Source organism: Mycobacterium sp. NPDC006124, assembly GCF_040614235.1.
In the GTDB taxonomy this organism is placed as follows: Bacteria; Actinomycetota; Actinomycetes; order Mycobacteriales; family Mycobacteriaceae; genus Mycobacterium.
Genome location: NZ_JBEXUA010000004.1, coordinates 170581 through 195274 on the forward strand (window position 1 = coordinate 170581; position 24694 = coordinate 195274).

At 65.4% G+C, this 24694-nt stretch carries 25 protein-coding genes, 2 tRNA genes and 1 pseudogene; 9 read left to right on the top strand and 19 right to left on the bottom strand.

What is annotated here, in order from left to right; translation table 11 throughout:
- Positions 1-4: 4 nt before the first annotated feature.
- The 9 genes from ABZ195_RS10425 to ABZ195_RS10465 form a co-directional block, all read right to left on the bottom strand.
- Positions 5-586, bottom strand: a complete 582-nt coding sequence (locus tag ABZ195_RS10425) for a TetR/AcrR family transcriptional regulator (RefSeq protein WP_355217330.1) — start codon at positions 584-586, stop codon at positions 5-7.
- 137 nt (positions 587-723) lie between these two features.
- Positions 724-1821, bottom strand: coding sequence for an NmrA family NAD(P)-binding protein (locus tag ABZ195_RS10430; protein WP_355217332.1), 1098 nt, complete (start codon positions 1819-1821; stop codon positions 724-726).
- A gap of 183 nt (positions 1822-2004) precedes the next feature.
- Complete coding sequence (locus ABZ195_RS10435; protein ID WP_355217334.1) at positions 2005-2847, bottom strand: alpha/beta hydrolase; 843 nt, start codon at positions 2845-2847, stop codon at positions 2005-2007.
- A gap of 30 nt (positions 2848-2877) precedes the next feature.
- Positions 2878-3780 carry an NmrA family NAD(P)-binding protein gene (locus ABZ195_RS10440; protein WP_355217336.1) on the bottom strand — a complete coding sequence of 301 codons (903 nt, stop codon included), beginning with the start codon at positions 3778-3780 and terminating at the stop codon, positions 2878-2880.
- A 295-nt stretch (positions 3781-4075) separates the two neighbouring features.
- On the bottom strand, positions 4076-4972 hold the full coding sequence (locus ABZ195_RS10445; protein WP_355217338.1) for a PIG-L family deacetylase: 897 nt from the start codon (positions 4970-4972) through the stop codon (positions 4076-4078).
- Positions 4969-5469, bottom strand: a complete 501-nt coding sequence (locus tag ABZ195_RS10450) for an SRPBCC family protein (RefSeq protein ID WP_355217862.1) — start codon at positions 5467-5469, stop codon at positions 4969-4971. The genes ABZ195_RS10445 and ABZ195_RS10450 overlap by 4 nt, the downstream gene beginning before the upstream one ends.
- Positions 5470-5524: 55 nt before the next feature.
- Entirely contained in the window at positions 5525-6586 is a 1062-nt protein-coding gene (locus ABZ195_RS10455; protein ID WP_355217339.1) for an MBL fold metallo-hydrolase, read from the bottom strand.
- Positions 6579-7127 (bottom strand): carbonic anhydrase, encoded by a 549-nt coding sequence (locus ABZ195_RS10460; RefSeq protein WP_355217341.1) that lies wholly within the window; start codon positions 7125-7127, stop codon positions 6579-6581. Before ABZ195_RS10460 ends, ABZ195_RS10455 begins: the two co-directional genes overlap by 8 nt.
- A gap of 38 nt (positions 7128-7165) precedes the next feature.
- Positions 7166-8062, bottom strand: coding sequence for an NmrA family NAD(P)-binding protein (locus ABZ195_RS10465; protein WP_355217343.1), 897 nt, complete (start codon positions 8060-8062; stop codon positions 7166-7168).
- 349 nt (positions 8063-8411) lie between these two features.
- Here ABZ195_RS10465 and ABZ195_RS10470 point away from each other — a divergent pair, with 349 nt between their 5' ends.
- The 5 genes from ABZ195_RS10470 (at position 8412) to ABZ195_RS10490 (ending at position 12902) form a co-directional block, all read left to right on the top strand.
- Complete coding sequence (locus ABZ195_RS10470) at positions 8412-9323, top strand: NAD(P)H-binding protein (RefSeq protein ID WP_355217345.1); 912 nt, start codon at positions 8412-8414, stop codon at positions 9321-9323.
- A gap of 62 nt (positions 9324-9385) precedes the next feature.
- Complete coding sequence (locus ABZ195_RS10475; protein WP_355217346.1) at positions 9386-10306, top strand: NmrA family NAD(P)-binding protein; 921 nt, start codon at positions 9386-9388, stop codon at positions 10304-10306.
- A 13-nt stretch (positions 10307-10319) separates the two neighbouring features.
- Complete coding sequence (locus tag ABZ195_RS10480; RefSeq protein ID WP_355217348.1) at positions 10320-11168, top strand: methyltransferase domain-containing protein; 849 nt, start codon at positions 10320-10322, stop codon at positions 11166-11168.
- A gap of 16 nt (positions 11169-11184) precedes the next feature.
- A complete protein-coding gene (locus ABZ195_RS10485) occupies positions 11185-11757 on the top strand; it encodes an alpha/beta hydrolase (RefSeq protein ID WP_355217350.1) in 573 nt (190 codons plus the stop codon).
- Positions 11758-11936: 179 nt separating this feature from the next.
- Positions 11937-12902, top strand: coding sequence for an amidohydrolase family protein (locus tag ABZ195_RS10490; protein WP_355217352.1), 966 nt, complete (start codon positions 11937-11939; stop codon positions 12900-12902).
- 191 nt (positions 12903-13093) lie between these two features.
- Here ABZ195_RS10490 and ABZ195_RS10495 read toward each other — a convergent pair.
- The 3 genes and pseudogenes from ABZ195_RS10495 to ABZ195_RS10505 all read right to left on the bottom strand — a co-directional run bounded on the left by ABZ195_RS10495 (position 13094) and on the right by ABZ195_RS10505 (position 14134).
- A tRNA-Ile gene (locus tag ABZ195_RS10495) sits at positions 13094-13167 on the bottom strand.
- 41 nt (positions 13168-13208) lie between these two features.
- Positions 13209-13657: pseudogene (locus ABZ195_RS10500) on the bottom strand (tyrosine-type recombinase/integrase).
- 177 nt (positions 13658-13834) lie between these two features.
- Complete coding sequence (locus ABZ195_RS10505) at positions 13835-14134, bottom strand: hypothetical protein (RefSeq protein WP_355217354.1); 300 nt, start codon at positions 14132-14134, stop codon at positions 13835-13837.
- 107 nt (positions 14135-14241) lie between these two features.
- Here ABZ195_RS10505 and ABZ195_RS10510 point away from each other — a divergent pair, with 107 nt between their 5' ends.
- From ABZ195_RS10510 to ABZ195_RS10520, 3 genes are all read left to right on the top strand, one after another.
- On the top strand, positions 14242-14499 hold the full coding sequence (locus ABZ195_RS10510) for a hypothetical protein (RefSeq protein ID WP_355217356.1): 258 nt from the start codon (positions 14242-14244) through the stop codon (positions 14497-14499).
- Positions 14499-14759 (top strand): hypothetical protein, encoded by a 261-nt coding sequence (locus ABZ195_RS10515; RefSeq protein ID WP_355217358.1) that lies wholly within the window; start codon positions 14499-14501, stop codon positions 14757-14759. Before ABZ195_RS10510 ends, ABZ195_RS10515 begins: the two co-directional genes overlap by 1 nt.
- A gap of 546 nt (positions 14760-15305) precedes the next feature.
- Positions 15306-15710: an HK97 gp10 family phage protein gene (locus tag ABZ195_RS10520; RefSeq protein ID WP_355217360.1), complete on the top strand. Its 405-nt coding sequence runs from the start codon at positions 15306-15308 to the stop codon at positions 15708-15710.
- A 92-nt stretch (positions 15711-15802) separates the two neighbouring features.
- Here the strand turns inward: ABZ195_RS10520 and ABZ195_RS10525 are convergent, their stop codons facing one another.
- The 5 genes from ABZ195_RS10525 to ABZ195_RS10545 form a co-directional block, all read right to left on the bottom strand.
- A complete protein-coding gene (locus tag ABZ195_RS10525) occupies positions 15803-16057 on the bottom strand; it encodes a hypothetical protein (protein ID WP_355217362.1) in 255 nt (84 codons plus the stop codon).
- Between the two features lie 512 nt (positions 16058-16569).
- The gene (locus ABZ195_RS10530; protein WP_355217364.1) at positions 16570-18066 is read right to left on the bottom strand and encodes a P-loop NTPase fold protein; all 1497 of its coding nucleotides are present in this window, start codon (positions 18064-18066) and stop codon (positions 16570-16572) included.
- Between the two features lie 260 nt (positions 18067-18326).
- Positions 18327-18428, bottom strand: a tRNA-Ile gene (locus tag ABZ195_RS10535).
- Positions 18429-18492: 64 nt separating this feature from the next.
- Entirely contained in the window at positions 18493-19218 is a 726-nt protein-coding gene (locus tag ABZ195_RS10540; protein WP_355217366.1) for a class I SAM-dependent methyltransferase, read from the bottom strand.
- Between the two features lie 37 nt (positions 19219-19255).
- On the bottom strand, positions 19256-20080 hold the full coding sequence (locus ABZ195_RS10545) for a carboxymuconolactone decarboxylase family protein (RefSeq protein ID WP_355217368.1): 825 nt from the start codon (positions 20078-20080) through the stop codon (positions 19256-19258).
- A 59-nt stretch (positions 20081-20139) separates the two neighbouring features.
- Here ABZ195_RS10545 and ABZ195_RS10550 point away from each other — a divergent pair, with 59 nt between their 5' ends.
- On the top strand, positions 20140-21816 hold the full coding sequence (locus tag ABZ195_RS10550) for an amidohydrolase (RefSeq protein ID WP_355217369.1): 1677 nt from the start codon (positions 20140-20142) through the stop codon (positions 21814-21816).
- Here ABZ195_RS10550 and ABZ195_RS10555 read toward each other — a convergent pair.
- The gene (locus tag ABZ195_RS10555; RefSeq protein WP_355217371.1) at positions 21804-23174 is read right to left on the bottom strand and encodes a TldD/PmbA family protein; all 1371 of its coding nucleotides are present in this window, start codon (positions 23172-23174) and stop codon (positions 21804-21806) included. The two genes, ABZ195_RS10550 and ABZ195_RS10555, sit on opposite strands and share 13 nt — an antisense overlap.
- Positions 23171-24694 (bottom strand): TldD/PmbA family protein, encoded by a 1524-nt coding sequence (locus ABZ195_RS10560; RefSeq protein WP_355217373.1) that lies wholly within the window; start codon positions 24692-24694, stop codon positions 23171-23173. Before ABZ195_RS10560 ends, ABZ195_RS10555 begins: the two co-directional genes overlap by 4 nt.

Genomic DNA, 24694 nt, shown 5'->3' on the forward strand with positions numbered 1-24694 from the left:
GGTATCACCAAGTCGCGACGTCGGCGGCGATGTTCTCGGCCAGCATTGCCGCAGGGATCGGGTCATATCGCGCCGAGATCATCAGCCCGATCTGAGCTGCCGCCAGCACGTCGGCCTTTTGCTCGATGTCGTCGATCCGACCGGCGAGCGGGGCGAGGCAGCCGACGAACGCGCTGTAGACGCGGTCACGAAACTCACGGACCACCTTCGCCGTCGGCTCATCGAGCACGTTGAGTTCTGAGGCGGTGTTGGCGATCATGCAGCCGCGGGCGGCCACGTCGTACGGGGAATCCCGTAAATGCCGCGCGAGTGCCAAGAAGTAGGCGACGATCTCGTCGCGTCCGGCCCCCTCGGCCTCCATGGGCACCACGATGGGCCAGATCACGTCGTCGCAGTAGCTGGACAACGCGCGGCCGAACAGGCCCTGCTTGCTGCCGTAAGCCTGGTACAGGCTGGAGCGACTCAGACCGGTAGCGGCTTGCAGGTCAGCCAGGGACGTCGAGGCGTACCCGCGTTCCCAGAACAGGTCGCGAGCGGCACGGACGACGCTGGCGTCGTCGAACTGCTTGGGGCGCCCCGCGGCCATCGCCGGGACCCTACCGTCGCCCAACTCGACCAGAAGCCATCCGACCAGGCTACACTTCCGGACCGATCGGTTCACTCCGTCCGACGCGGGCGTAGTAGGTCGGATTAGTGCCGCACCGCGTAAGGGGTCGAGGACGGTTAGAGCGTGCCCGTCCGAAGGTCCGCGCTCCCCTTGAGGATGGCCGACTCCAGCGTTTGGTTCTCGGGTTGGATCCGGTCCCAGAGAGTGCCCTTGCCGAGTTCTGCGCCGCGCTGCTCTTCTCGCCTGAACCACTGCTCGGCGGTCTTGATGCGATCAGGGTGAATCTCGTCCAGCAGTGCGTAATCACGACCGATCTTGCGGTACTTCCAGACATTCCAGAAGCCGGTGAAGTTGTCGCGGAAGCTCATGGTGCTCTTGTCGTTCGGGTCGGCGTTGTACCCGGCGGGCAGGTCGGCCAGGCCCTTTAGGGGACCGTTCCAGTAGTCCTCGAGGCTGGTGTCGACGTACTGGGCTGGGTGGCCGGTGACGGTCGTGAAGGCTTCGGCGATTTCGGTGTAGGTCAAGTCGGCGATGGCGACTTCGAGGTTGACACCGTTGGACCGTTCGGGGTGATCGAAGATCCAGCGTGCGTAGTAGCCGCAATCCTCCAGTGAGACATGGGGAACCGCGCCGTCGCCCAGCGGTACCCGCCAGGTGGCGACGCCGTCTTCGACGGTAGGGGTCATCGCGGTCAGCGGCGAGATCACCATCTCCATGTACGGGCCGGAGGTGAACACCGCGGCTCCCATCCGATCGCTATTGTCCTGGTTTTGGAACAGGATCCACTCCCCCATGCGGCCCTTGCCGTCGTAATGGCCGCTGCGAAAGGTGGAGTCATAGCCCGACTTCTTCAGGGCGTAATCCAGGTTTCCGTAGACGAAGAACTCGATGCCTTCCTCGATCGCGATCTCGTAGGTGCGGATGGCCCAGTAGGTTTCGGTCTTCTCGCCGGTGTTGAAGCCGTCGATGTTGACGTAGGCGCCGTCGCAGCCTCGAAACCCGGCCCGCAGGACGGCCTCGTCGGCGAAGGAGCCTTCCACCAGCGTCACATTGCCCAGGGCGAGCAGTGCTTGAGCCCGCGGCGAAGTCGTGTCACGGGTCAGGACGCGCACGGAGTACTTCTCGTCGGCGACGAGCGCGGCGACGATGGGCATCCCTTGGGCTCCGGTGCCGCCGATGAAGAAGATCGAGGAGGTGGTGTGGGTGGCGGTCATGGTCGTCGACTCCTGACGTTGCAGCGGTGAATGGGGTGGGCTGAGATGTCTAGGACCATCTGCCGAATGCGCTGTGCACCAATGAATTGCGGATCGCTCGCGACGAGTCCGGCGATCCGGTGGGCCTGGCGACGCATCCCGGTGGGAATGTCGAGCCGGGACACGACGTGCTCGGTGCGGGGCTCAGACACCCTTGTGCGTCAGCCACTGCAACGCGACGTCGGCGACGTCCTTCCAACCGTTGTCGATGGTCAGGGAGTGTCCCTTGCCCTCAAACTCGTGGAAGTCGGTCACCGAGGGCCCCTTCGCGTAGAGGGCGACGACTTCCTTGGTGACCTTGAGGGGCACGACGTGGTCCTCGGTGCCCGAGGTCAGCAACAGCGGGCCGCGGTCGGCGACGTGAACGTCGACGGTGGCCGCGGAGTGGCGGGACAAGTTGGCGCCGGCTTCCTCGAACAGGGGACGGCCCGCACCGGGGATGGCCCAGTTGGCGTGCAGCGCATCGGATTCCTCTTCGGTGAGGGTGTTGCCGAACGCGTAATGGAACTGCTTGGCGGTGAGCGCGACGGCACGGTGACGGTTCGCGGGGTTGCCCAGGACGGGGAACGCCGACTTCAGTTGCGCGAACGGCAGCGCCTTGGCGCCCTTGATCGCGGCTGGGTCGATGGCCACTGCTGCAGCCGCATGACCGGTGGCCAACAACTCCTGGGCGATGAGACCGCCGAACGAGTGGCCGACGATGATCGGTTTGACCTCCGGTTCGCCGATGACGGCGGCGTAGTGGTCGACGATGTCGGCGATGCCGATGTCGTTCATCGCGTCGGGGTTGGCCCGGGTCTCCGCCACGGTGGGTGAGTCACCGGGCCATCCCGGCGCCGACGCCGAGTAGCCGTTCTGGGCGAACAGGTCCAACCACGGTTGCCAGGCGCTGGAGTGGATCCACAGTCCGTGGATGAAGATGACCGAGTGGGCCTTGGTGGGTGAGGTCACGAGATGCCTTTCAGGTGAGGTGACCGGATCGGTCATGTGTTGCAGCAGAGGTCTTTCCGATGGGGGTCAGGCTGTCGTCGTGGCGGACTGGCCGGGCGCGAACTGGTCGAGGTGCAGGCGGACGAAGTCCTGGATGCTCATCGGCGCGACGCCGGTGATGTCCTGCACGGTGGTGTTGGTGGCCTCGAAGACGCCGTGGATCAGGTCATTGGCGACCGCGCCGATGTGCTGGGCGAAGAACGGCCCCAGATAGGGGATGTCGGTGACGATGGCCTGGAAGTCCGCGATCGGCATCGGGCAGTAGGCGATGGTGCGTCCCAGCACCTCGCCGACGGCCTCGGCGATGCTCTTGCCGGTCATCACCTCGGGACCGTTGAGGTAGTACACCTGACCGGCGTGCGGAGCCGGATCAGTGAGGATGGTGGCGATCACTCTGCCCTGGTCTTGGGAGGAGATGGGGGCGAATTTGCCGTCGCCGAACGGCAACGCGAGCATGCCGGCATCGACGATGCGGTCGACTTGCCCGGCGTAGAGCAGCCAGTCGGCGAAGAGGCTAGACCGCAGATGGGTGGCTGGCACCTCGGCGCGTTCGAAGACCTGCTCGCTGATCCAATGATTGAGCGAGGCATGACTCTTCGCCTCACGTCGGGCAGGGCGCTGGGACATGTTGACGATGGCACCGACGCCGGCCTCGGTGGCCGCTTGAGCGAAGTAGGCGGTGGCGTCGATGAGCCCGGGGCGCACCGGGTAGACGAAGTAAGCGGCGTCCACGCCGTCCATGGCCGCTGCGACGCTGTTCATGTCGAGGAGGTCACCGGTGACGACCTCGGCGCCCAACGCGCGCAGCGGATCCGAGCGGGCGTCGTCGCTGTGGACCAGTGCGCGCACCGGCACGTCGCCCTCGTGCAGGGATCGCACAGCGGCCAGGCCGGTCGCTCCGGTCGCGCCGGTCACCAGTACCCGCCTCACGCCCTGCTCCGATCATCGCACGCGCGGAGGTGACGGCGTGGATGCCAACCCTGGTGATTTCCGGGTAACCGCAGGACGCTACTAGACGCAAACTCGTGGCTGGCCAATGTCATTCGTTGGTCTCCCGTCAGCGGATGCGAAGCCTCCGCTGTCTGCGGGCCTCTCGCCTCGACGGTAGGTCGAGCGGGGCCCGATGACCCCGGCCGCGGTCGGGTCGTGCGCACGGCGCACGAGACCGAGCACGGGGTGAGGCACGGTGAACTCGCCTGCGCCACGGGAGTCATGGTTACGGCGCTCACGGCGAATCTCCGCTCGGAACGGGGAAACAAGACTCGACCGTCGTGGATCCCGTCGTGGGCACGGGCGGGTACACGCGGACGTACTCCTCGACGCGGCCGTTCGGTCCCGCCGGCGTATCGAAGATGCGTAGCAGCGCCGCGGCATCGGCCTGGCTGGCGTGCGCGCCGAGGGCCCGAAGTTTGTGCGTCCAGAACGCGGCGACGTCGACCGCGGTGGTGATGTCTTCGTCGGCGACCGCCATGGCCTCCGGTGGCACCCAGGTGTCCTCCCCCAGCGTGGCGCGCGCCCAGTCCGCCACACCGCGCAGCCGCGTCCGTGACAGTGCGATGTGATAGAGGTACGGGCCCCGCCCGTCGTTCGGTGGTTGCCCCGGAATCGACTCTTGGACTTCGGCGTTGGCTATGACGTTCCCGTGAGCGGCCTGCACGAGATCGTGGGTACGTATGTGATCGGGGTGTCCGGAGAGGCCGTTGGGCGGGTAGGTCACCAGCACGTCGGGTCGGTACATCCGGATCAGGCGGACGAGGCGGATCAGCATGGGTCGCGCGGGTCGTCGGCTGAACGCGGCGTCATCCGCGGCGGCTGCAGCGCCGGGAGTGGCCCCGGAGTCGGGGTACCCGAGTTTGACGACGTCGTGAACGCCCAGGGCGGCTGCGGCGAGGTCGAGTTCTCGAGAACGTGCGGCGGCGACGAGGCGCGGGTCATGGCCAGGATCACCAGGTTTCAGTCCGTCGGCGGTGTCGCCTTGCCCGCCGTCGGTACAGGTGACCAGCACGGTGCGCCAGCTGGCGGCGCTGTATCGGGCCAGGGTGCCGCCGGTGAGACTGGACTCGTCGTCGGGGTGGGCGTGCACCATCATCAGGACCGGCACCGGGTGGTGCCCGTGGGTCATCGGTGTTCGGCTAGCGACTTGATGGCCGCCAGGTTCCGTGTCATGCCCTCTCGGAAGTTGCGCAGCCGGCCGGCGACGATCGCCGCCTCTTGGTCGGGGCGCGAAGCGATCGCCATGCTCACCCCCGATCGGCCCGGTCCCATCTGCACCCACTGGCTCAACCGGGTTCCACCGCTCTCGGGTGCGAGGGTGAACCGCCAGATCGCACCGGGCTCGTCGACGTTGCCCACCGCCCAGGCGAACACCTGACCGGGGTCGTAGTCGACGACGTAGGACACGGTGCACCACTGCCCACCCTCTTGTTGGTTGTAGCCGCGGAACGCCGCGCCGACCGCAGGCCCGTTGGCGGGCTCGACCCACTCCACCGAGCACAGTTCGTCGCTGAGCGTCGGCATCAGTTCAATGTCGGCGACGAGTGACCACACCACTTCAGGAGTCGCGTCTATCCACGTCGACGCCTCGGTGGTCGGTTTGTCGGCGTAGCGCGTGCGCATCATGTTCACGGAACGTCCTCTCCAGGCGCGGTGCTGCGACGAGCAGCGCACGGCGGTGTCACGCCGGTACCCCGGTCAGGGTGAACGCGGTCCCCACCGCATTGGGGACGAAGGCCGCCGGCAGCGCGGCGGCGAGCCGGTGCTGGGCCTTCCACCCCGTGCAGTGCGCGGGCACCAAGAGGTCCGGTGCCATGGCGGTGAACGCGGTGACCGTGGGCTCGATGACGGGTTCGAAGGCGGCGCCGCTGAGATGCAAGCCTCCCAGTAGCGCGTGTAGCCGATCGATACCGGTCAGGCGCATGGCGTGGCGGGCGATGTTCACCGCACCGGCATGCCCGCATCCGGTCAGCACGACCAGTCCACGGCCCCGGACATGAACTATCAAGGCCTGTTCGTCGAGGATCAGCGGGTCGGGTTCCCAGCGCCCATCGCGCCACGCCTCGTGGCCGGGCATGCCGTGCTCGAAGTCGGTGGTGCGGTCGACCTCGCCGGTGATCAGGATCGAGTCGTCCATCAGCAGTGAGGGCTGTCGTCGCTCGATGACCTCCAGACCCTCGGCCTCCAGTCCCCGTCGGGTCAGAGTCGGCATCTGCCAATGCATGTCATGGGGCAGCAGGACACGCCGGCGGCTCCACACCAGCGGATGCACGATCAGCGGCATGCCACTGCGGCGCCGAAGCCGGGCCAGGCCCGGAAACCCGCCGGCATGGTCGAAGTGCCCGTGGCTGAGCACCACCACCTCGATCGACGCCGCGTCGAGGCCGAGACGCTCGAAGTTCGCTGCCATTCCTTCCGGGGACACCCCGGTGTCGAAGAGGATGTTGTGCAGGATCTGCGCGCGCCGGACGGTGACCAGAGCGGAGAAACCGTGTTCGGCGACCAACCCTGGAGCGGTGCATCCTTGGGTGAACTGCGGCGCCGCGACGGTCGGTGTCGCGGGGAACGTCGTCCGGTGGGCCGTGGCGGTGTCACCAAGCAGCGCGTCGTAGGCGTTGTCCATCAGGGTGGTGACGACGACCTCGTCGACCGGCTCCAACGCGATGGGGTCGACCGCGGCACCCTCTGCCGTGCGCGGCTGGGAGACGCTTGCCTCGGTGTGTGATCCGCAGCCGTCACACATCGGAGGGGTCGGGACGCAGCACGGCCGGCCCGGTGACCGTCTCCACCCGTCCGGTGGCGACGTCGTAGACCATGCCGCTGACCCGGAACGAGCCCGGGATGTGGGGGGATGCCCGCAAGGCGGCGACGTCGGCGTCGACGGCTGCGCGCGGATCACCAACATGCTTGTCGCCCAGCGAGATCGGGTCGATGTCGAAGATGTCGGCAAGCTTGTCGGGCGGATCCTGCAGGCGCAGGATGCCGCAGTCGGTGTGCTGCAACACGATTAGGTCCCAGCCCGGGCCGAGCGCGCCGCCGAGCGTCTTGGTCAACGTCACCAGCAGCGCGATCTCGGCGATGACGTCGGGGGTGACCCGGCCGCCGATGTTGCGGATCACCGCGACCTCCCCGAGCTGCACGCCGAGGACTTGCGCGGGGTCCACCCGTGGGTCGACGCAGCCGATCAGCAGCGTCTTCAGTTGCGGCACGATCTTCAACCCGGCGGTGAACTGCGTCTCGGCGAAGTGGGTGTTGCGTTCGGTCAGGTCCTCGATGGTGCTCATTGGCGTTGGCTCCCGTGAGTGGTGGTGTGTGTGCTGTGTCAGACGGTTTGCTCGTGGGCAAACTCTGCGCTGTGGGCGCGGGCGAAGTCCTGAATGCTCATCGGCGCCGTCCCGGTGAGCTGTTGCACGGTGTCGTTGGTCTCCGACAGCAGGCCGTCGTTGAGTTCGGCGACCACCGCGCCGATGTGCTGGGCGAAGAAGTCCGACAACTCGGGGATCGTCGCGGCGACGGCCTGGAAGTCCTCGATGGGGAACGGGAAGTAGGTGATCGGCCGGCCCAGCCCTTCGCCCAGAGCGGCGGCGACTCCTTCGCCGTCGAGGACGGCCGGGCCGTTGAGCAGATAGGTTTGCCCGGCGTGCGGCGCGGGATCGGACAGCACGGTGGCGATCACGCGGCCCTGGTCGTAGGCGGCGATCGGCGCGAACTTGCCGGTTCCGAACGGCAACGCCAGGGTGTCGTTGTCGGTGACGCCCTGCACGGCGAACGGGTACAGCATCCACTCGGCGAACAACGTCGGACGCAAGTGGGTGACGGGGACTCCCGACCAGTCGAAGACCCGCTCTGCCATCCAATGGTTCTGCGCCGCATGACTCTTCGAGTGCCGGTGCGAGGTCCGCTGCGACAGGTTCACGATGGCACCTACCCCCGACTCCTTGGCGGCCTGGGCGAAGTAGGCCGTCGCGTCCAATAGCCGGGGCTTGATCGGATAGACGAAGTAGGCGGCGTCGACACCCTGCATGGCCGCTTCGACGCTGTCGATGTCGAGCAGGTCGCCCACGACGATCTCGGCACCCAAGTTGCGCAGTCGGTCCGCGCGAGAGTCGTCGACGTGGACGAGAGCGCGCACCGTGTTACCCGTGCCCTGCAACGCTTCCACGGCGGCATGACCGGTCGCGCCGGTGGCGCCGGTGACCAGGAGTTGTGAAGGAGCCATGACGAGCCTTTCTGGTGGCCTGAGTCCGGCGTTCCCACCTGCTCAGGTGCATCACTGGATCGGATGACCCGATGCTGTCACCCCAACCCCGTCCCATCGATGCTCGAGACGCCGTCGTGCACGGCGGGACTACGCCTGTGCACGCCACACACACCGCAGCTCAGCTCCACACTGCGACGCGGTATGGGAATGGCCTCAAACCGTGCACACCTCTATGCCGGGCTTGCACGTCGCCGCTGCACCGCGCCATCCGGGCGTAGCTTTTGGCCGTGTCCCCTTCACACCCGAACGACGTCTGTCACAGTGGAGCGAAAACTTGCCGTTCTCAGCCGAATTGGAGGACCCGGCCATGACCGAGCGCCCGCTTCACCTCATCACCGGCGCCGCCGCCGGCTTCAGCAGCGTCAGCCGCCTGGTCGCCGATGGCCTTCTCGCCAGTGGCGAGGCGGTGCGGGTCATGGTGCACCACGACGACGGCCGCGCCGATGCGCTCCGCGACCGCGGCGCGCACATCGTGGTCGGTGACCTGACCGATCCCGCCGCAGTCACCGCGGCCTTGACCGGCGCACACCGCGTCTTCTTCAACATGGCGGTCTCCGCGGACTATCTGGAGGCCGCCGCAGTGGTCACCGCGCTGGCCACCGAACACGGCGAGTTGGACGTGCTGGTCAACATGTCGCAGATGACGGTGTCCGAGATGACTTCGACCAGCAGCGAGGAATCCAACCATCAACGGTGGCACTGGCTGGCCGAGCAGATGATGAACTGGTCGACGGTTCCCACCGTCCACGTGAGACCCACCGTCTTCCTTGACAATCCGCTGTTCACGCTGCTGTCACGACAATCGATCGGTGAACGCGGCGAACTAGTGCTGCCCTTCGGCGACGGCCGGACCTCACCGGTGGCAGCCACCGACGTCGCCCGCGTCGTGACTACCATCCTGAGGGACCCGACCGACCGAATCGGACACGTCTACGAACTGACCGGCCCACAGATCCTGGACGCGAACGGACTTGCCGACCAATACGCCGCGGCACTGCGCCGTCCCGTCACCGCCGTGGACACGTCACTGGACGACTTTCGCACCGTCATAACGTCGTTGGGTATCTCCGAGCACATCACCGACCACATCGTCACCGTCGCGCGACTACATCGCGCCAACCGATACGACCGCCTGACCACCGACGTCGAGACGGTCACCGGGCAACCCGCCGAATCCGTCGAGCACTACATCTCCGAGCACCCCGACCTCTTCCAGTAGCGCGCCAGCCACCACGCGTGGCCACGGCGACCGCCCCACCCACAAGCCGATAGGACACCAACATGACTGCCTCCCAGATCCTGGTCACCGGAGCGAGCGGATCAACCGGCCGCGAGATCGTGCGCGCACTACGACACACCGACCACGAGGTGCGGGCAATGGTGCACCGCGAAGACGCGCGCGCCGACACGCTGCGCGAACTGGGCGCCGACATCGTGATCGGCGACCTGCTCGACGTCGACGGTGTCGGCGCCGCACTGGAGGGCGTCGACGCGGCGTACTTCGTCTATCCCATCGTCCCCGGAATCATCGACGCCACTACCTACTTCGCCCAGGCCGCACACGAAGCCGGCGTCGGGGCCATCGTCAACATGTCCCAGGGCACCTGCAGGCGTGACTCGAAGAGCCATGCCTCCCAAAACCATTGGATGGCCCAGCAAGTCTTCGACTGGGCGGAGGTCCCCGTAACCCACATCCGGCCCAACCTGTTCGCCGAGTGGCTGCTCTACCCCTTCACCCTGTGGCCGCTCATCGGCAACGACATTCTCACCCTGCCCTTCGGCAATGCCCATTTCGCACCGTTGACCGCATTCGACCAAGGCCGCGTCATCGCCACCATCTTGGCCGACCCAGCCCCGCACGCCGGGAAGGCCTACCAACTCGACGGGCCCGCCGACATGGACGGCACCGCCATCGCCGAGGCCCTCACCGAGGTCCTCGGCCGCAGCATTCGCTATGCCCCCATGTCGGTCGAAGAATTCAGTGCCTTCGTCACGCCCATCCCCATCCTGGGCGAGTTCTTCGCCCAGCACATCGGCGGTGTCATCGAGGACCTCCACGACGGTCTGTGGGTCTCCAAGACCGACACCGTCGAAGAACTCACCGGCACGCCCCCCATGGACCTCACGCAGTTCATCGCCGAACACCGTGACGAATTCGCCTCGACGAAGGCGTCGACCGCGTCGACCGCGTCGACCGAATGAAGCGACCACGCCCATGACCTATGACGAACACGACGTGGCCGACCGAATCATCGCCATGCTCGACTCCGGCCGGTCCGAGGAGTTCTTCACACCCGAACAGACCGGACTCCTCGACCAGTATCACGCCGGTGGCGTCGGCGCCGTCGACGAACTCATTCCCAGTCTGGCCCTCTCACCCGGCGACCTGGTGATCGACGTCGGGTCCGGGTTCGGCGGGCCGGCGCGACGAATCGCCGAACAGACCTCTGCCACGGTAGTGGGGGTCGACATCACCGCCGGCTACGTCGAGGCTGCCCAAACGCTCTCCCTACGAATGGGTTATGGCGATCGAGTGCGCTTCCAACACGCCGCTATCACCGCCTTGTCTGCCGATCACATGATGGAACTGGGCGTCGAACGGCGATTCGACGCCGCGATCACGATGCATGTCCAAATGAACGTCGACGACAAGTACGGATGGTTCTCGGCGATCGCACGACTTCTCGTACCCGGCGCCCGCCTCGCGGTCTGGGAGGTGTGCACCACGACCGGACAGCAGCCACCGTGGCCTATGCCCTGGTCCCTCGACGGCACCGACAGCTTCCTCAGCACCCCGCACGAACTCGAACAGGCAATTCGTTCAGCAGGTTTCACGACTGTTGCGTGGGAGGACCAGACTGCATGGGTCAACGACTGGTCCGCCGCGACCCTCGGCGACGACGCGCCTCGGCCGGATCTGATCCTGCCGATGCTGATCGACGACGGAATGACCAGGGTCGTGAACTTCAGCACCGCATTGCGCGACGGAACACTCACGGTGATGCGGGGTGCCTTCGTGAAAGCGGAATTCGCCACGGCGCCAACGCCCGCCGTCCCCGCCTGAGACCGAGGAGACCCACGTGCCTCGACCGGCCGGCACCGTCCCTGGGCGTCAACGTCTTCACTGCACCCGAGAAGCCCCTTGCCGGTGCGCCGCCCTACCCGTTCGGCCCCGCGCTCAGCTGGGACCCCATCACCGCAACGCTCAGCTACGGCGAGACGGACGCCGTGCTCGTCGATGCTGGCTGGCCAACGGTGGACACGCGCTCCGTGGCCTGACGCTCATCTCACCGTGGCTCGACATCGCGCTGTGCAATCCCGACATCGACACCGTCGCGCCAAGCGACCCCTGGTTGGCGCGCGATGGCCTTCGTCTATGCGGACGTCGCTGGGCAGCCGACCTGCCCCTCGACGACCCCCGAGTCAGCCCGATCTTCGGAGATCCTTCCGGCCTGCCGCCCGTCCATCTCTACATCGGCACCGACGACATCCTCGCGCCGGACTGCCGAAGACTCCGCGACGCCATGCCGTCCAGCACTCTCACCTATCAAGAAGAGCCGGCTGCCATCCACGTCTATCCGTTGCTTCCGACCCCTGAAGGCCGCGCCGCGCGCCGTGAGCTGCTCGACGACGTGGCGGCCCGAATCTCCTGACCGGACAACCATCGACGACGAGCGCCACGGTCATGACGTATCGACGCCTGAGTGCACATTTGACTGAGGATCCAGGCGCATGTGACGATTTCGTCACTCGGAGGTGAGGTGGGAATCGTCGGCCCCGTTGGCTCGAACGTCTACGCGTCACCCTGGGACCCCGCGAAAGGTGAGCACTGATGCCTGAACACGAGCGCCCGGCCCTCATCGACGTCCACGCGCACTTCGTCACCGACGACTACGTCAGCGCAGCCCGCGCCGCCGGCATAGATCAGCCCGACGGCATGCCCATGTGGCCGTCATGGTCCGTTGACGAGCAGCTTCGATCCATGCGGGACAAGCAGATCGGTCATGCAGTTCTATCCCTGTCCTCGCCCGGGGTGACATTCGCCGGAGAAGCAGCGTCCCCCCTGGCTCGAGAGATGAACGTGTTCGCCGCCACCGCCGTCGCCGAGCACCCCCGCCGCTTCTCCTATTTCGCCACTCTCCCGCTGCCCGACGTCGATGCCGCCGTGAGCGAAGCGACTCACACCGCCGCCCGCGGCGCCGTCGGTGTCGTCGTCATGAGCAATTCTGGCGGTCAGTACCTCGGCGATGCCGCTCTCGATCCGCTGTGGGAACGCCTCAACGCTCTGCGGTCTCTGGTGTTCGTGCACCCCACCTCGCCGCCGGATGCGGAATCCGTGGCACTGGACCGACCACGACCAGTCGTCGAGTTCATGTTCGAAACCACCCGCACGATTACCGATCTCATCTTCGCCGGCGTTCTTGCCCGCTACCCCGACATCCGCTTCGTGATTCCGCACTGCGGAGCCACTCTGCCCCTACTGGCCGCACGCATCGAACTGTTCCGAAGTGTGTGGCCGGGCCCAGGCGGCGAGCCACCAGGGCCCCTCACGACGAGCGACCAGCTGCAGCGGATGTGGTTCGACCTCGCCGGGCATCCACTCCCGACCCACGCCGCCGTTCTACGGGACGTGGTCGGCGCCGGACGCATCCTCTACGGCAGCGACTCTTGCTGGACACCGGACTTCGCGGTCGGCAAGCAGATCGCCTCCCTCGACGACGATCCCACGGTTGACTGGCGGGGCGTAACGTACGAGAACGCGGTGGGTCTGATTCCCCACATCGCCGACCCCGTGTAGTCCGATCTCGTTGCGACCGCATCCGCAATCACCCGACGACGGCCAGCCGGGTTCCATCCGACGCTCACGGGTTGCGGCAGGGTCTACTCTTCCTCGGCGAACAACAGGTGATCTTCCCGCCGACCGCGGGCACCTGGCGCGCCCGAACAACGTCAACCAACAATGGCGCCAGGTGTGGCATGCCTCTGACGTAGGGCGACTGGGACTTGAACCCAGGACCAACGGATTATGAGTCCGCGGCTCTAACCAACTGAGCTATCGCCCCCTAATGCTTCTAGCTGCTATAACGCCGCTTTCAGCAAATTCTTACATCCATCTGTACCGTTTGAATACCGCAGTGGTTTCGATGGCCTTGCCCAACGCATCGGCCACACCGGACAGGTCATCGTCTAGAAGATGCCCATATAGGTCCAGAGTCATCGCCGCCGTGGCGTGCCCGAGCATGCGTTGCACGACCTTGACATTAGCGCCAGCACTGATCGACAAGGACGCGCAGGTATGCCGTAGCCCGTGGGGGACCAAGCCTTCGATGCCCACCTCTGCGCATGCCTTATCAACGCGCGGCGGTACTCCTCAATCGGGAGCATGCCGCCCCGCTGCCTTGGGAACACCAGAGCGTTCGGGTCCTCTGGTAGTTCGTCTCGTGGGCGGTCCCAAACAGGGGCCGGAACGGGAACGTGCCGAACGCGCTTGCCCTTGGTCGTCGGTGACTCCACGATGCCCTTACCCGTGACAGGAGTGGCCGATGCACGCAGCGTCAGTTGCCGGTCACCTACATGCTTGCGCCGCAACGCGATGGCTTCTCCAACCCCAGACCGCAGTAGCCGAGGACCAAAGTCAACGTCTCGAAACGACCCATCGCCCCGGCCAGCTGGAGTAGTTGCGTATGGGTCAGATACACCCGCTCGCGTTCAACCTGTTGGGGTAGGTCCTCACTGCAGTTTAATCTCCGGCGCCACGTTCCGAGTGATCTTCCCGGTACGTTGCGCGTACTTCAGCACCGCGCCCGCTAACTGGTGACACTGCGTGATCCGGCTCGCCGACAGTGCGGTTCCCTTCTGCGAACCCTCCGCAGCTAGAACGCCAAGCCACGTCGAGTACTTCTCATAGTTGATCTGGTTGAGCGGCACCCGTCCCCACTGGGGCAGCACCACGAGGTCGAGAATGCTCCGATACCCGGCGACAGTCTTCGGGGCGTGGTGAGACTTCGACTTGAACCACTGTTCGGCCACCGACTCGAACGTCTCGCGTCCAAGGCTATTGTGTTGCACCCGAGCGACTTTGAGGGAATCGAGTTGCTGCTATCAACGACTAATGCCGTAGAGCACATGGGGCTACCTTGATCCTGCGACCCGTCGCCTCTACTGTTGCCACCACGGTTGCGCAGACCGCTGGCGTCGGTCACGTCATCGCCAATGGCGCGTGCGCCTTGGATACCGACTCGCTCGGCGTGCAACTGCGCTGGACCGACGTCGGAACCGACAGCGCGGGGGTTGACATGTTCAGCCACAACTATCAGCGCGCTCGCATGGAGGCTCGCTACGCCACGTCGGTGTATCAGCCTGCCGGTGTCGTAGTCGCTGAAGTCACCGCTTAGTGGAGACACTCACCTTCCTCGGTGACATCACCGAGGACGGCGACACCACCACACCGGCTATTCCCGGTAAGCGTGGCCGCCGTCCCGGTCGTCCCGGCGACGACACCGTCACCCCGCTACTCCCCGACACGCGCACCGTCACGGTGCGCGACCCGTGGCGCGTAGTCGACGGTGACGGCAAGGTCTACACCCCCGGTGAGACCGCAACCGTTCCCCTGGCCTTGGCCGAGGAATGGTTACGGAATCAGTGGGCTGTGTAGACGAACGAATTTTCATCCCCGTTTTCAGCGAGAGGGCGGGGATGAAGCGCTACTTGCTCACTTCGGGCGCGGACTGAAGCCGCGACGGAGGGGTGTGAGCACGTAGTGGAGACCGGGGCCGGTTTTCCGGCCGGTCCCGGTCTCACCCCCACGAACTTGACATCTTCCGTGCTCGTCGGTTTTAAAGAGTGTCGACGGGAACGGAACGCTACGACCTGTCGGTGCAGCAGAGAACGCTCACCTTCGCGCCCGACCTTCGTGTCGTAGCAGGAACCGGGTGGGGCTGGTACTGGCTTGCCAGCCCCCACCCGGATTCCGCCCCACACCCACAATGCATCCCTCCCCCGTTGCTCGCCATGACGACGGGTGAGGGACGGCTACGAAGCTCACCGGGCCGTGGAGGGGGTTCCTCCAACCTCCCCCTTGCGCGGCATCACAGTCGCGGAGCACGTAGCCGGGGACCGGGTGCGGGCTGGTGACGCCTGACCAGCCCCCCGGTCCTACCAAAACTCAAGTGACCAAACAACTTAATAGAGGACAGTCGCCATGTCGCTGATCGGAATTCTGGGAGAGCTGGCCGAGGTCGGCCTCACGCCCGAGAAAATCAACAAGTCTCTCAGTGAGAACGCCGAAGTCCGCGCCAAAGTCATCGAGACAGCCCAAAGAGCTGCGCAAATGTGGCAGGAGATTTGGGACGCCGAAGGCCCACACCGCTACCACACCGGCGAGTACCGCGATTCGTTCACGATCACATACGAGACCGACGAACACGGCGAGTTCAAAGCCACGGTCAGGACCAAGCGGCCTGACGCGCACTATCTCGAATGGGGCACCGCCAAGATGCGCGAGTTCGCACCCGCCCAGAAGACCATCGAACTCCTGAACGGTGAACTGTCGGGTGCTACGTCGAAGAAGTCGGGTGGCGGACGGGTAGGCCAGATCGGCGGCTGAACACGTCGAGTGTTGATCGGCGCGCAAGATGCGCCATCGCAGATAAGCCCGCCCACCGGCCGACTGCCTCCCAAACGCCCCTAGACCGTGCGTCATCGCTGAGGTGAATTGCGCGCTGCCCACCAACGGCTCAACTGACGACCACCAGTCAGCACGAGGAAGACCACGACCACCCACACGAACCGGTCTCGGGCATCAATGACAGCGACGACAGCAAGAACCACCGCCCCGACCAGCGGGATGACGGCGTAACCGAGAAGCTGATTCCGGTGGGCGTCGGCCGGGTTGCCGCGCCGACCCGCCACGACGCTGGTCGCACCAGCGAGCAACAGGCCCGCCGCGATCATGGCTACGACTACCCACGTGACAGCAACCAACACGCACCGCCTCACCTGTCCAGTACCGACAGACTTCCCGCCGCCCACGGCCACTAACCAGGGTGTCCACCACCACGAACACCCCTCAGGTCAGCGACGACGACACCCCAGCAACCATGAGACGCCGACACGAACGCGCCCAGCAAAGGCCCAAGAGCGAACCCACCCACACGGTCACTACCAGCGGAAACGTCGGAACACCAGCATAACCCCAGGTCAGATGGGGTGGGGGTGGGTCGGAATCTCCATAGAGGCCTCCGCTCGGACCGCTTGCCGGCGGCCCCTCGGTAAACACGACTTATCGAAATATCTCAACCCTACGAAGGACCACCCCAACGGAGCAAAAGCAATACCGCACGCAAACTACATCCGGAGGGCCCGTCTCGGCATTGCACCCACTTGCACGTAGCCTTCAAGCTCCGAAATGGGGGCTGTTAGGTTCGCCGATTGGAGTTCTTAGCCTCGGTGCGTGGGATTCGAGATCATGTCGCCTTTGCCTCGCGGGTGCCTAGGTACGTTCGAAACATAGGGTGTATTGGGAAGCGGTTGATTTTATTCAGGCTCAGCGAGGCGACCTGGTATGCACCCAAATACGTGCTCCCACTCCGCACGTGACCCTTTATCCCACCAACTGCTTGCGCTCTTAGAAAACCTATGCGCCACAAAACGTCTATGAGGCTGTGCGGTTCCATCTCGGTGACCCACTTGAGCAAGTCGCCTTCAGTTCGGTCTTGAACTATCACGTCCATGCAGACTTTTTCGAGGTCTTCTCGGTCTAAAGTGTGAGGCATTCCACGGAACGCCTCGAAAACTTTCAGAAGCTGCGGGTACTGGAGGCGGAACTCGGCCGCAATATCTTTGGCTCTCTCCTCTGAATAGATCGGTTCGGCTAGTGAAATTAACCCATAATCGAGGGGGAGCTCTTGCGCAGCTTCCCTTGCCGCCTCGGCGACTTGACTGCAGAATTGAATTATTTCACGGGGGCGATACAGGGTGCGATCGACTAAGTAATTGAACGCTTTGGTTTGTCTGCAATTAAGCGTTTCCGTAAAGAATTGACCCCAGAGAAAATCGTCGGATGGTAAAGGATTCCAGTAGTTCTTAGGATAACGCCTCACTAAACTGTAGCGCAGGCGTGCGCAAATCAGTTTACGAAGACCATCCTCGTCCCACCGAATATATTCGATGAGATCTCGGTACTTTTGTGCGTCTTCATACAAGGCTGGGATATTCTCGTAAAGCTCTTGTCGCAGGCTCATGTACGCAGTAAGGTTCGGCGAAAGTTCATTTATCGAAAGACATGCTTGGAAGAGCCCTGCGACAAACGCCTGCGCATCCTCACTGGCGTCCCAGCCACGGTCTAGCTCATCGACAAAGACAATCACTTTCTTAGAGGCAAGAACTTCTTTCAAAGCAGGAAGAAGGGTATTGATTTCTTCAAGCTTGTAAAGCTTTTCGAGCTCGCGAGTTTGCAGAGCGGCTTCGTACTTCCCAATTTTCACGCCCTCAATTCGCTTCAGGTAAGAAATCAGCGCTGAAAGCTTGCTCGGCTGCCCTTGAGCGTGATTGTCGCGAATGTAACGAGTAATTTTTCCTATGGCATTCTTCTTTGTCACGCCGCTGGTGTTGGTCGCTATACTTTTCATGACCGAGACATATATGAGATACTTCCACGCGACCGAGTAAGCCCCGTGCTTCGCCCAGGATCCTTCTTGTTCGGAAGCCATGGATTGGCGAAGTAATGCGTAGCTGTAATCTTCGGGAGCCAGATCAATGATCAGCGTTCCTTGAGTTTTTGCTTTTTTGGCCAACATCTGGAAAATTGCGCTCTTACCCGCTCCTCGGTTGCCGATGATAATAGTCTTTGTTCGGTCGGCAACTCGTCGATACGCTTCGCTTTCAACGAAATATTGTTCTAGGCCTTTTTCGATATCGCGTTCTGCGGCAGGCGCCCCAAGATTGACGTGAACCAGTTTCATAGACTGCAATTTGGCCAATTTCGTTCCCCTCCGATTCGGACCGCATCTCGCATGAGAAGGCGTTCACTGCCGATGGCGGCGGAGGTCGCCGAAGACTTACGAGGACGTTAGGTACGGCTGCCCGGGGGTAGCTACACATCTCCAAGCAACGGTGGCAAACTTAACAGTCTAGCGATATCTACTTGGTACCGCAGTCGTACCGCAGTTGCGCCATAAGCTTCCAATCGAACCAAACGCTGTTCATTCATCTATCCGCAGCTAGAAGCGGAAAAATCAATATCAGTCAATCCTTGTCACAACATCCAGATCAGCAGGAGTGCGGATTATGAGTCCGCGGCTCTGACCAACTGGGCTATCGCCCCCTCGCGCTCACGCGCGGCACCCATGATCGCACGGCCACTCACGGCCGAGGACGACGGCGCGGACTCAGCGCGGCGCGTCGGCCAGGAACGTGTGGACGATGTCGCGCTGCCAGCCCGGCACCGTCTCGCTGACCGCGGAGGCGAACCCGGCGTCGATCAGGCGCTTCCGCAGCGCCGACGCCCCGTCGAACGTCGCGACACTGCGCCGCAGGTGGCGGTAGAGAGTGGCGTCCCTGGTCCGGTACCAACCCATCGGGATGATGATGCCCGCGCAGACCGCGTTCCAGACGGCGGTCGCCAGCTTCGAGTCCGCCACCGAGTATTCGTGCAGCGCCAGCGTCGCCCCGGGGTTCAGTAGCGAGCGGAACCGCCGCAGTTGGGCGTCCGGGTCGGCCAGGTTGCGCAGCAAGTACGCCGCGAGGATGCCGTCGAACGGGCCCTCGACGCCAGCCTCGGCGATGTCCTCGATCGGGCTGTGCACGAACGTCACCGTGCCCGGCCACGACTTCTTGGCGGCCTCGGCCAGCATTCCCGCCGACGCGTCCACCGCGACGATCTCGGCCTCCGGGGCCGCATCGAGTAGCGCGGCCGTCGACGCACCGGTTCCACACCCGGCATCGAGCAGCCGAAGTCCGCGGCCGCCGTTGGGAATTCGCATCCGGCGCGCCGACATCCGCAGGTGTTCGTGGTACCCCGGGTTGGCGCCGGTCAGCTGGTCGTAGGACGGCGCCTCGACGTCGAAGGTGCTCGGCACGACTGCCCTGGGCAGGCCGGAGGAGTTCATGCTCATGACGGCCAGTATGGCCTATCGGTCCTCGGCCGGATCCTCAGCCGTAGACCGGCTGGCCGTCTACGCCCAGCAGGTACCGCTCGGTGCCCTCGTCCACCCGCGCCGCGTCGGCGCCAAGCGACACGGCGATCTTGTTGGTCGCGTTGCGCATGACGTCGAGCACGAGTTCCAGCGCCTCGGCGTCGGAGAAGTGCTCCCGCACCCCGCCCGCGACGTCCGCCTCGATCGTCGACGGCGTCCAGATCATCGCGTCCACGAACCGCAGCGCGGCCTTGTGCCGATCCTCGAGCAAGCTGGAGGACTCGAACCGTTCGATGTCGGCGTACATCGACTCCGACCCGCCGGCGTCGAGCGCCGCCCCCTCGCGCAAGGATTTGCACAGGCGGCAATCGTGCGCGACGGCGCCCCGCAGCCGCACGACCTCGGTGGTGATCGGGTCCAGGGCACGCAGCGCGCCGACGGTGGGGACGAACTCGTTGAGCAGCAGGTCGAGCGGATCGGTGTCGCGGTCCCACACCACCGGCTCGACGACGGGCGCGAAGCCCAGCGCGGACAGACCTGCCCGCACGCGGGGCACGAAGTCGGCGATGAAGATCAGTGCGACCATCCGAAAGGCCTTGTCGCCCAACGCCGACAGGAATGCTTCGCGTTGGGCTGCACTGATTTGCGACACGTCGACGGCGAACTGCTCGGCGAACTCGGCGAGCACCGGGTCGTGGTCGGGCTCGCCCGGTGCGGGCAGTGGGGGCAGCGACGTGGCGTCGGCGCACACGCCCCGCACCAGCGCGCCACGGCCGGATTCGCCCTCGGGTGACAACGCCATCATCCGCGTCAACAATGCGTACAGCCGGTCGTCGTCCATGGCGGTGATTATTGCGCGTGAATCGTCCGCCCCGCACCGAACGGGGATACCGTTCGATCATGATCAACAATCCGGCGGAGCGCATCTTCCACGGCGGCACCATCCTCACCATGGACGACGCACGCCCCCGCGTGGAGGCCGTCGCCGTTGCCGGCGGTCGGGTGCTCGCCGTCGGCACCGAGGCCGAGGTCATGGCCACCCGGGGCGAGGACACCACCGTCGTCGACCTGGGCGGCCACACGCTGCTCCCGGCGTTCATCGACGCACACGGCCACTTCGCCAACGCCCTACAAATCGTCAAGTGGGCCAACGTGTCCGGCGAGCCCGCGGGTCCCGTCACGTGCATCGCCGACATCCAGCGGGTGCTCGTCGACTTCGCGACCGTCAACGCGGTGGCACCCGACCAGTGGGTCGTCGGCTACGGCTACGAAGTGTCGAATCTCGCCGACGGCCGCCAGTGCACGCGTGACGATCTCGACGCCGCGCTGCCGAACAATCCCGTCATGCTCATCCACAGTTCGAATCACGGAGCGGTCCTCAACTCGATGGCCTTCGCGGCAGTCGGCTACGACGCGTCCACTCCGACGCCTCCGGGCGGGCTGATCCTGCGCAGGGCGGGTGACGACGAACCCGAGGGCCTCATCATGGAGACCGCCTTCGTGCCGATCTTCGCCAACATGCCCCAACCGTCCACCGACGAACTTCTGGCCACCTTCGACGCGGCACAGCAGCTCTACGCCTCCAAGGGCACCACCACGGTGCAGGAGGGCGCCACCCATGCCAAGGACCTCGCGCTCATACGCACCGCCGCCGAACAGGAGCGGCTGTATCTCGACGTGGTGGCCGTACCCCTGGTGCTCGAGGTGCCCAAACTGGTCAAGGAGTACTTCCCCGACTTCACGGGCGGACCGACCGAGATACCCGATGAGGCTGCCGAATCGTTCGGCACCTACCGCAACCGGTTGAAGCTCCAGGGGATCAAGTGCATCGTCGACGGCTCCCCGCAGGGCAAGACGGCGTTCTGGACGGAGCCACTGCTCACCCCTGGGCCCAACGGTGAGGCGAACTGGTGCGGCCAGCCCGTGTTCCCCAAGGAACTGATCGAGACCATGGTCAAGCAGATCGCCGACGCGGGCATCCAGATCTTCTGCCATTGCAACGGCGACGCCGCGATCGATTTGATGATCGGCGCCTGCCGGGCGGCGGGCATGAGCGCGGGCGACGACCGCCGCACCATCGTCATCCACTCGCAGTTCATGCGGCCCGACCAGCTCGACGACTACGTCGAATTGGGTTTGTCCCCAAGCTTCTTCACGGTGCATGCCTACTTCTGGGGTGACCTGCACGAGCAGAACCTAGGCCGCGAACGCTCCCACTATCTGAGCCCCATGGCCTCGGCGGTCAAGGCTGGACTGCACTGCTCGAACCACAACGACTTCTCCGTGACACCCATCGATCCCATGCGCATGGTGTGGAGCGCCGTCGCGCGGACGTCGCGCACCGGTGTCGTCATGGGACCCGACGAGCGGGTAGACCCCTGGCAGGCACTCAAGGCGCTGACCGTCGAAGCGGCCTGGCAGATCCACGAGGAGGACGAGAAGGGCACTCTCGCAGCCGGCAAGCTGGCCGACCTCGTCATCCTCGACCGAGACCCCACGGCGGTACCCACCAACGAGATCCTAGACATCGCGGTGGTCGAGACCTTCAAGGAAGGACGCAGCGTCTACTGCGCCTGACTCACCGAGGACATGTGGAAGTCGGGAATGCGTAGCGAGGGCATCTTGGCCCGGGTCGCCCAGTCGCCCCACTCCCGCGGCAGGGTGACCTCGCTGACGCCGGCCTCCGTAGCCCGGCGCAGCAGATCCAGCGGGCTCTCGTTGAAGCGGAAGTTGTTCACCGCACCGGTGACCTGCCCGTCCTCGACGAGATACACGCCGTCACGGGTCAGGCCCGTCAGCAGCAGCACGGTGGGGTCGACCTCGCGGATGTACCAGAGCGTGGTCAGCAGCAGCCCACGCTCGGTGCGCCGGATCATGTCCGACAGGCTCGCCCACCCGCCCGTCATCAGCATGTTGTCCGCCGGGATTGCGACCGGCACGTCGAACTCGGCGGCCGCCGCCCGCGGGTAGGCCAGGGCGTTGATCGTCCCGTCCCGGATCCAGTCGACCCGCTCGACGTCGAGGCCGTTGTCGAACACCGACACCCGCTCGGAGGAACTGGCCGCCGCCACGAACGGTGCACACTCCAGGCCCGCCGCCGTCGGATCGGAGTACAGCGTCAACCCCAGGTCGCCGAGCTTCTCCCCCACCCGGGTGCCGCCCGGCGCCGAGAGCGCGGTGCGCCCCTCCTGCGCGCCTCGGCCGTCCATCGTCCAGCCGAGGTAGATCATCATGTCGGCCACCGTCGACGGCGGCATCAGCGTCTCGTAGCGGCCTGCGGGCAGCTCGACGGTCCGGTTCGCCCAGCCCAGCCGGGTCGACAGCTCCTCGAGCATGGAATCGGTTGGCACGTCGACGAAGTCGGGTGTGCCCACCCCTACCCAGGCGCTGGCGCCGCTGCCCTTGGCGTTGACCTCGACCGAACCGGTCGGCTGGGTGTAACGCCGCCGCAAACCGGTCGACGTCGCGACGAAGGTCGTGTCCAGTTCGTGGCGGGCGAAGCCGTAGAGCTGGTCGGCGCCGCGGAAGCCCTTGGCCAGACTCTTGGCCACGCCGGCGAAGACGTCGGCCCCGGTCTCGGGCACCGGCGCGTCCCAGTCGTCTGGAACGTCCTCCCCCGTCAGGATCGGCGCACCGTCGCGGGCTTCCGGCGCCGATCGGGCGGCGTCCTGCGACGCGGCGACCACACCGGCGATCGCGGACGCGTCGACCTCGCTGGACTTCACCGAACCGACGTGCGCGCGGCCCGCCTTGCGCACGATGGAGACCACCGTGGTGTCCCGGCTGCGCGTCTCACCGTTGGTGGTCATCGAGTTGCCCGCCCATCGCAGCGAGGCGGTGGCCCGGTCGGTGACCACCACGATCGTCTCGTCGGCTCCGCCACGGCGGGCAGCCTCGGCGAGCACGAGATCCACGACCTCGGGTGCGCTGATCATTCTTGCCGTCCTGATTCTTCCCGCGTGTTCAGCACGTTGACGCCACGAAACAGCGCCGACGGGCAGCCGTGGCTGACGGCGGCGACCTGCCCGGGCTGCGCCTTGCCACAGTTGAACGCCCCACCCAGCCGCCACGTCGACGGCCCGCCGACCGCCTCCATGGCGCCCCAGAAGTCCGTGGTGACCGCTTGGTAGGCGACGTCGCGAAGCTGGCCGTCGAGGCGACCGTCGCGGATGCGGAAGAACCGTTGGCCGGTGAACTGAAAGTTGTAGCGCTGCATGTCGATCGACCACGACTTGTCGCCGACGACGTAGACGCCGTCCTCCACCTTGGCGATGAGGTCCTCGGTCGTCGAGTCCTCCGCGCTCGGCTGCAGCGACACGTTGGCCATCCGCTGGATCGGCACGTGGTGCGGTGAATCGGCGTACGAGCAACCGTTGGAGCGGCTCTCGCCCAGCCGCGGGGCGAACACCCGGTCGAGTTGGTAGCCGACGAAGACCCCGTCGCGCACCAGGTCCCACTTCTGGGCGCGCACCCCCTCGTCGTCGAAACCGATCGTCGCCAAACCGAAGTCGACGGTCCGGTCGGCGGTCACGTTCATCACCGGCGAGCCGTAGCGCATGACTCCGAGCTTGTCCGGCGTCGCGAACGACGTGCCGGCGTAGGCGGCTTCATAACCGATGGCCCTGTCGTACTCGGTCGCGTGGCCGATCGACTCGTGAATGGTGAGCCACAGATTGGTCGGGTCGATCACCAGGTCCGTCGGGCCGGCCACCACCGACGGCGCCTTGGTCTTCTCGGCCAGCAGCGACGGCAGCTCGGCGAGCTCGCCAGACCAGTCCCACACGTCGTCGCCGGTGACGTACTCCCAGCCGCGCGCGGTCGGCGGGGCCAAGGTGCGCATCGTCTCGAACGTGCCCGCCGCGGCGTCGACCGCGACCGCGTCGAACGTGGGCTGCAGCCGCACCCGCTGCTGGGTGGTCGACGAGCCGAACGTGTCGGCGTAGAAGGACTGTTCCTTGACCGCCTGCAGACCGGCGGACACGTGGTCGACGCCGTCGGCGGCCAGCAGCCGGCCCGAGTACTCGTCGAGCACGGCGATCTTCTCCGCGGCGGGGACGTCGAAGGGGTCGACGAGGTAGTCCGACACCCACGTCACGTCGGAGTACACCGGCTCGGGTGCGAGCTCGATGCGCTCGGCGTTCAGTGGCGCCAGCGTCGTGGCGACGCGGACGGCCCGACGTGCGGTCTCGGCGGCGACGGTCGGGTCGAGCTCGGCGTGCGAGGCGAATCCCCACGTCCCGTCGACGATGACCCGCACCGCGAATCCAACCTCGCGGCTGATGACCGAGGTCTCGAGCTCACCGTCGCGCAGCTGGAGGATCTCGGTGGTGATGCGGTGAATCCGCAGGTCTGCGTAGCTGGCACCGGCGGCCGTGGCCGCCGACAGTGCCGCATCGGCGAGCTGGCGTCGCGGCAGGCCGAGGAAGTCCGCGTCGACGCGTCTGAGCGCTGTCAC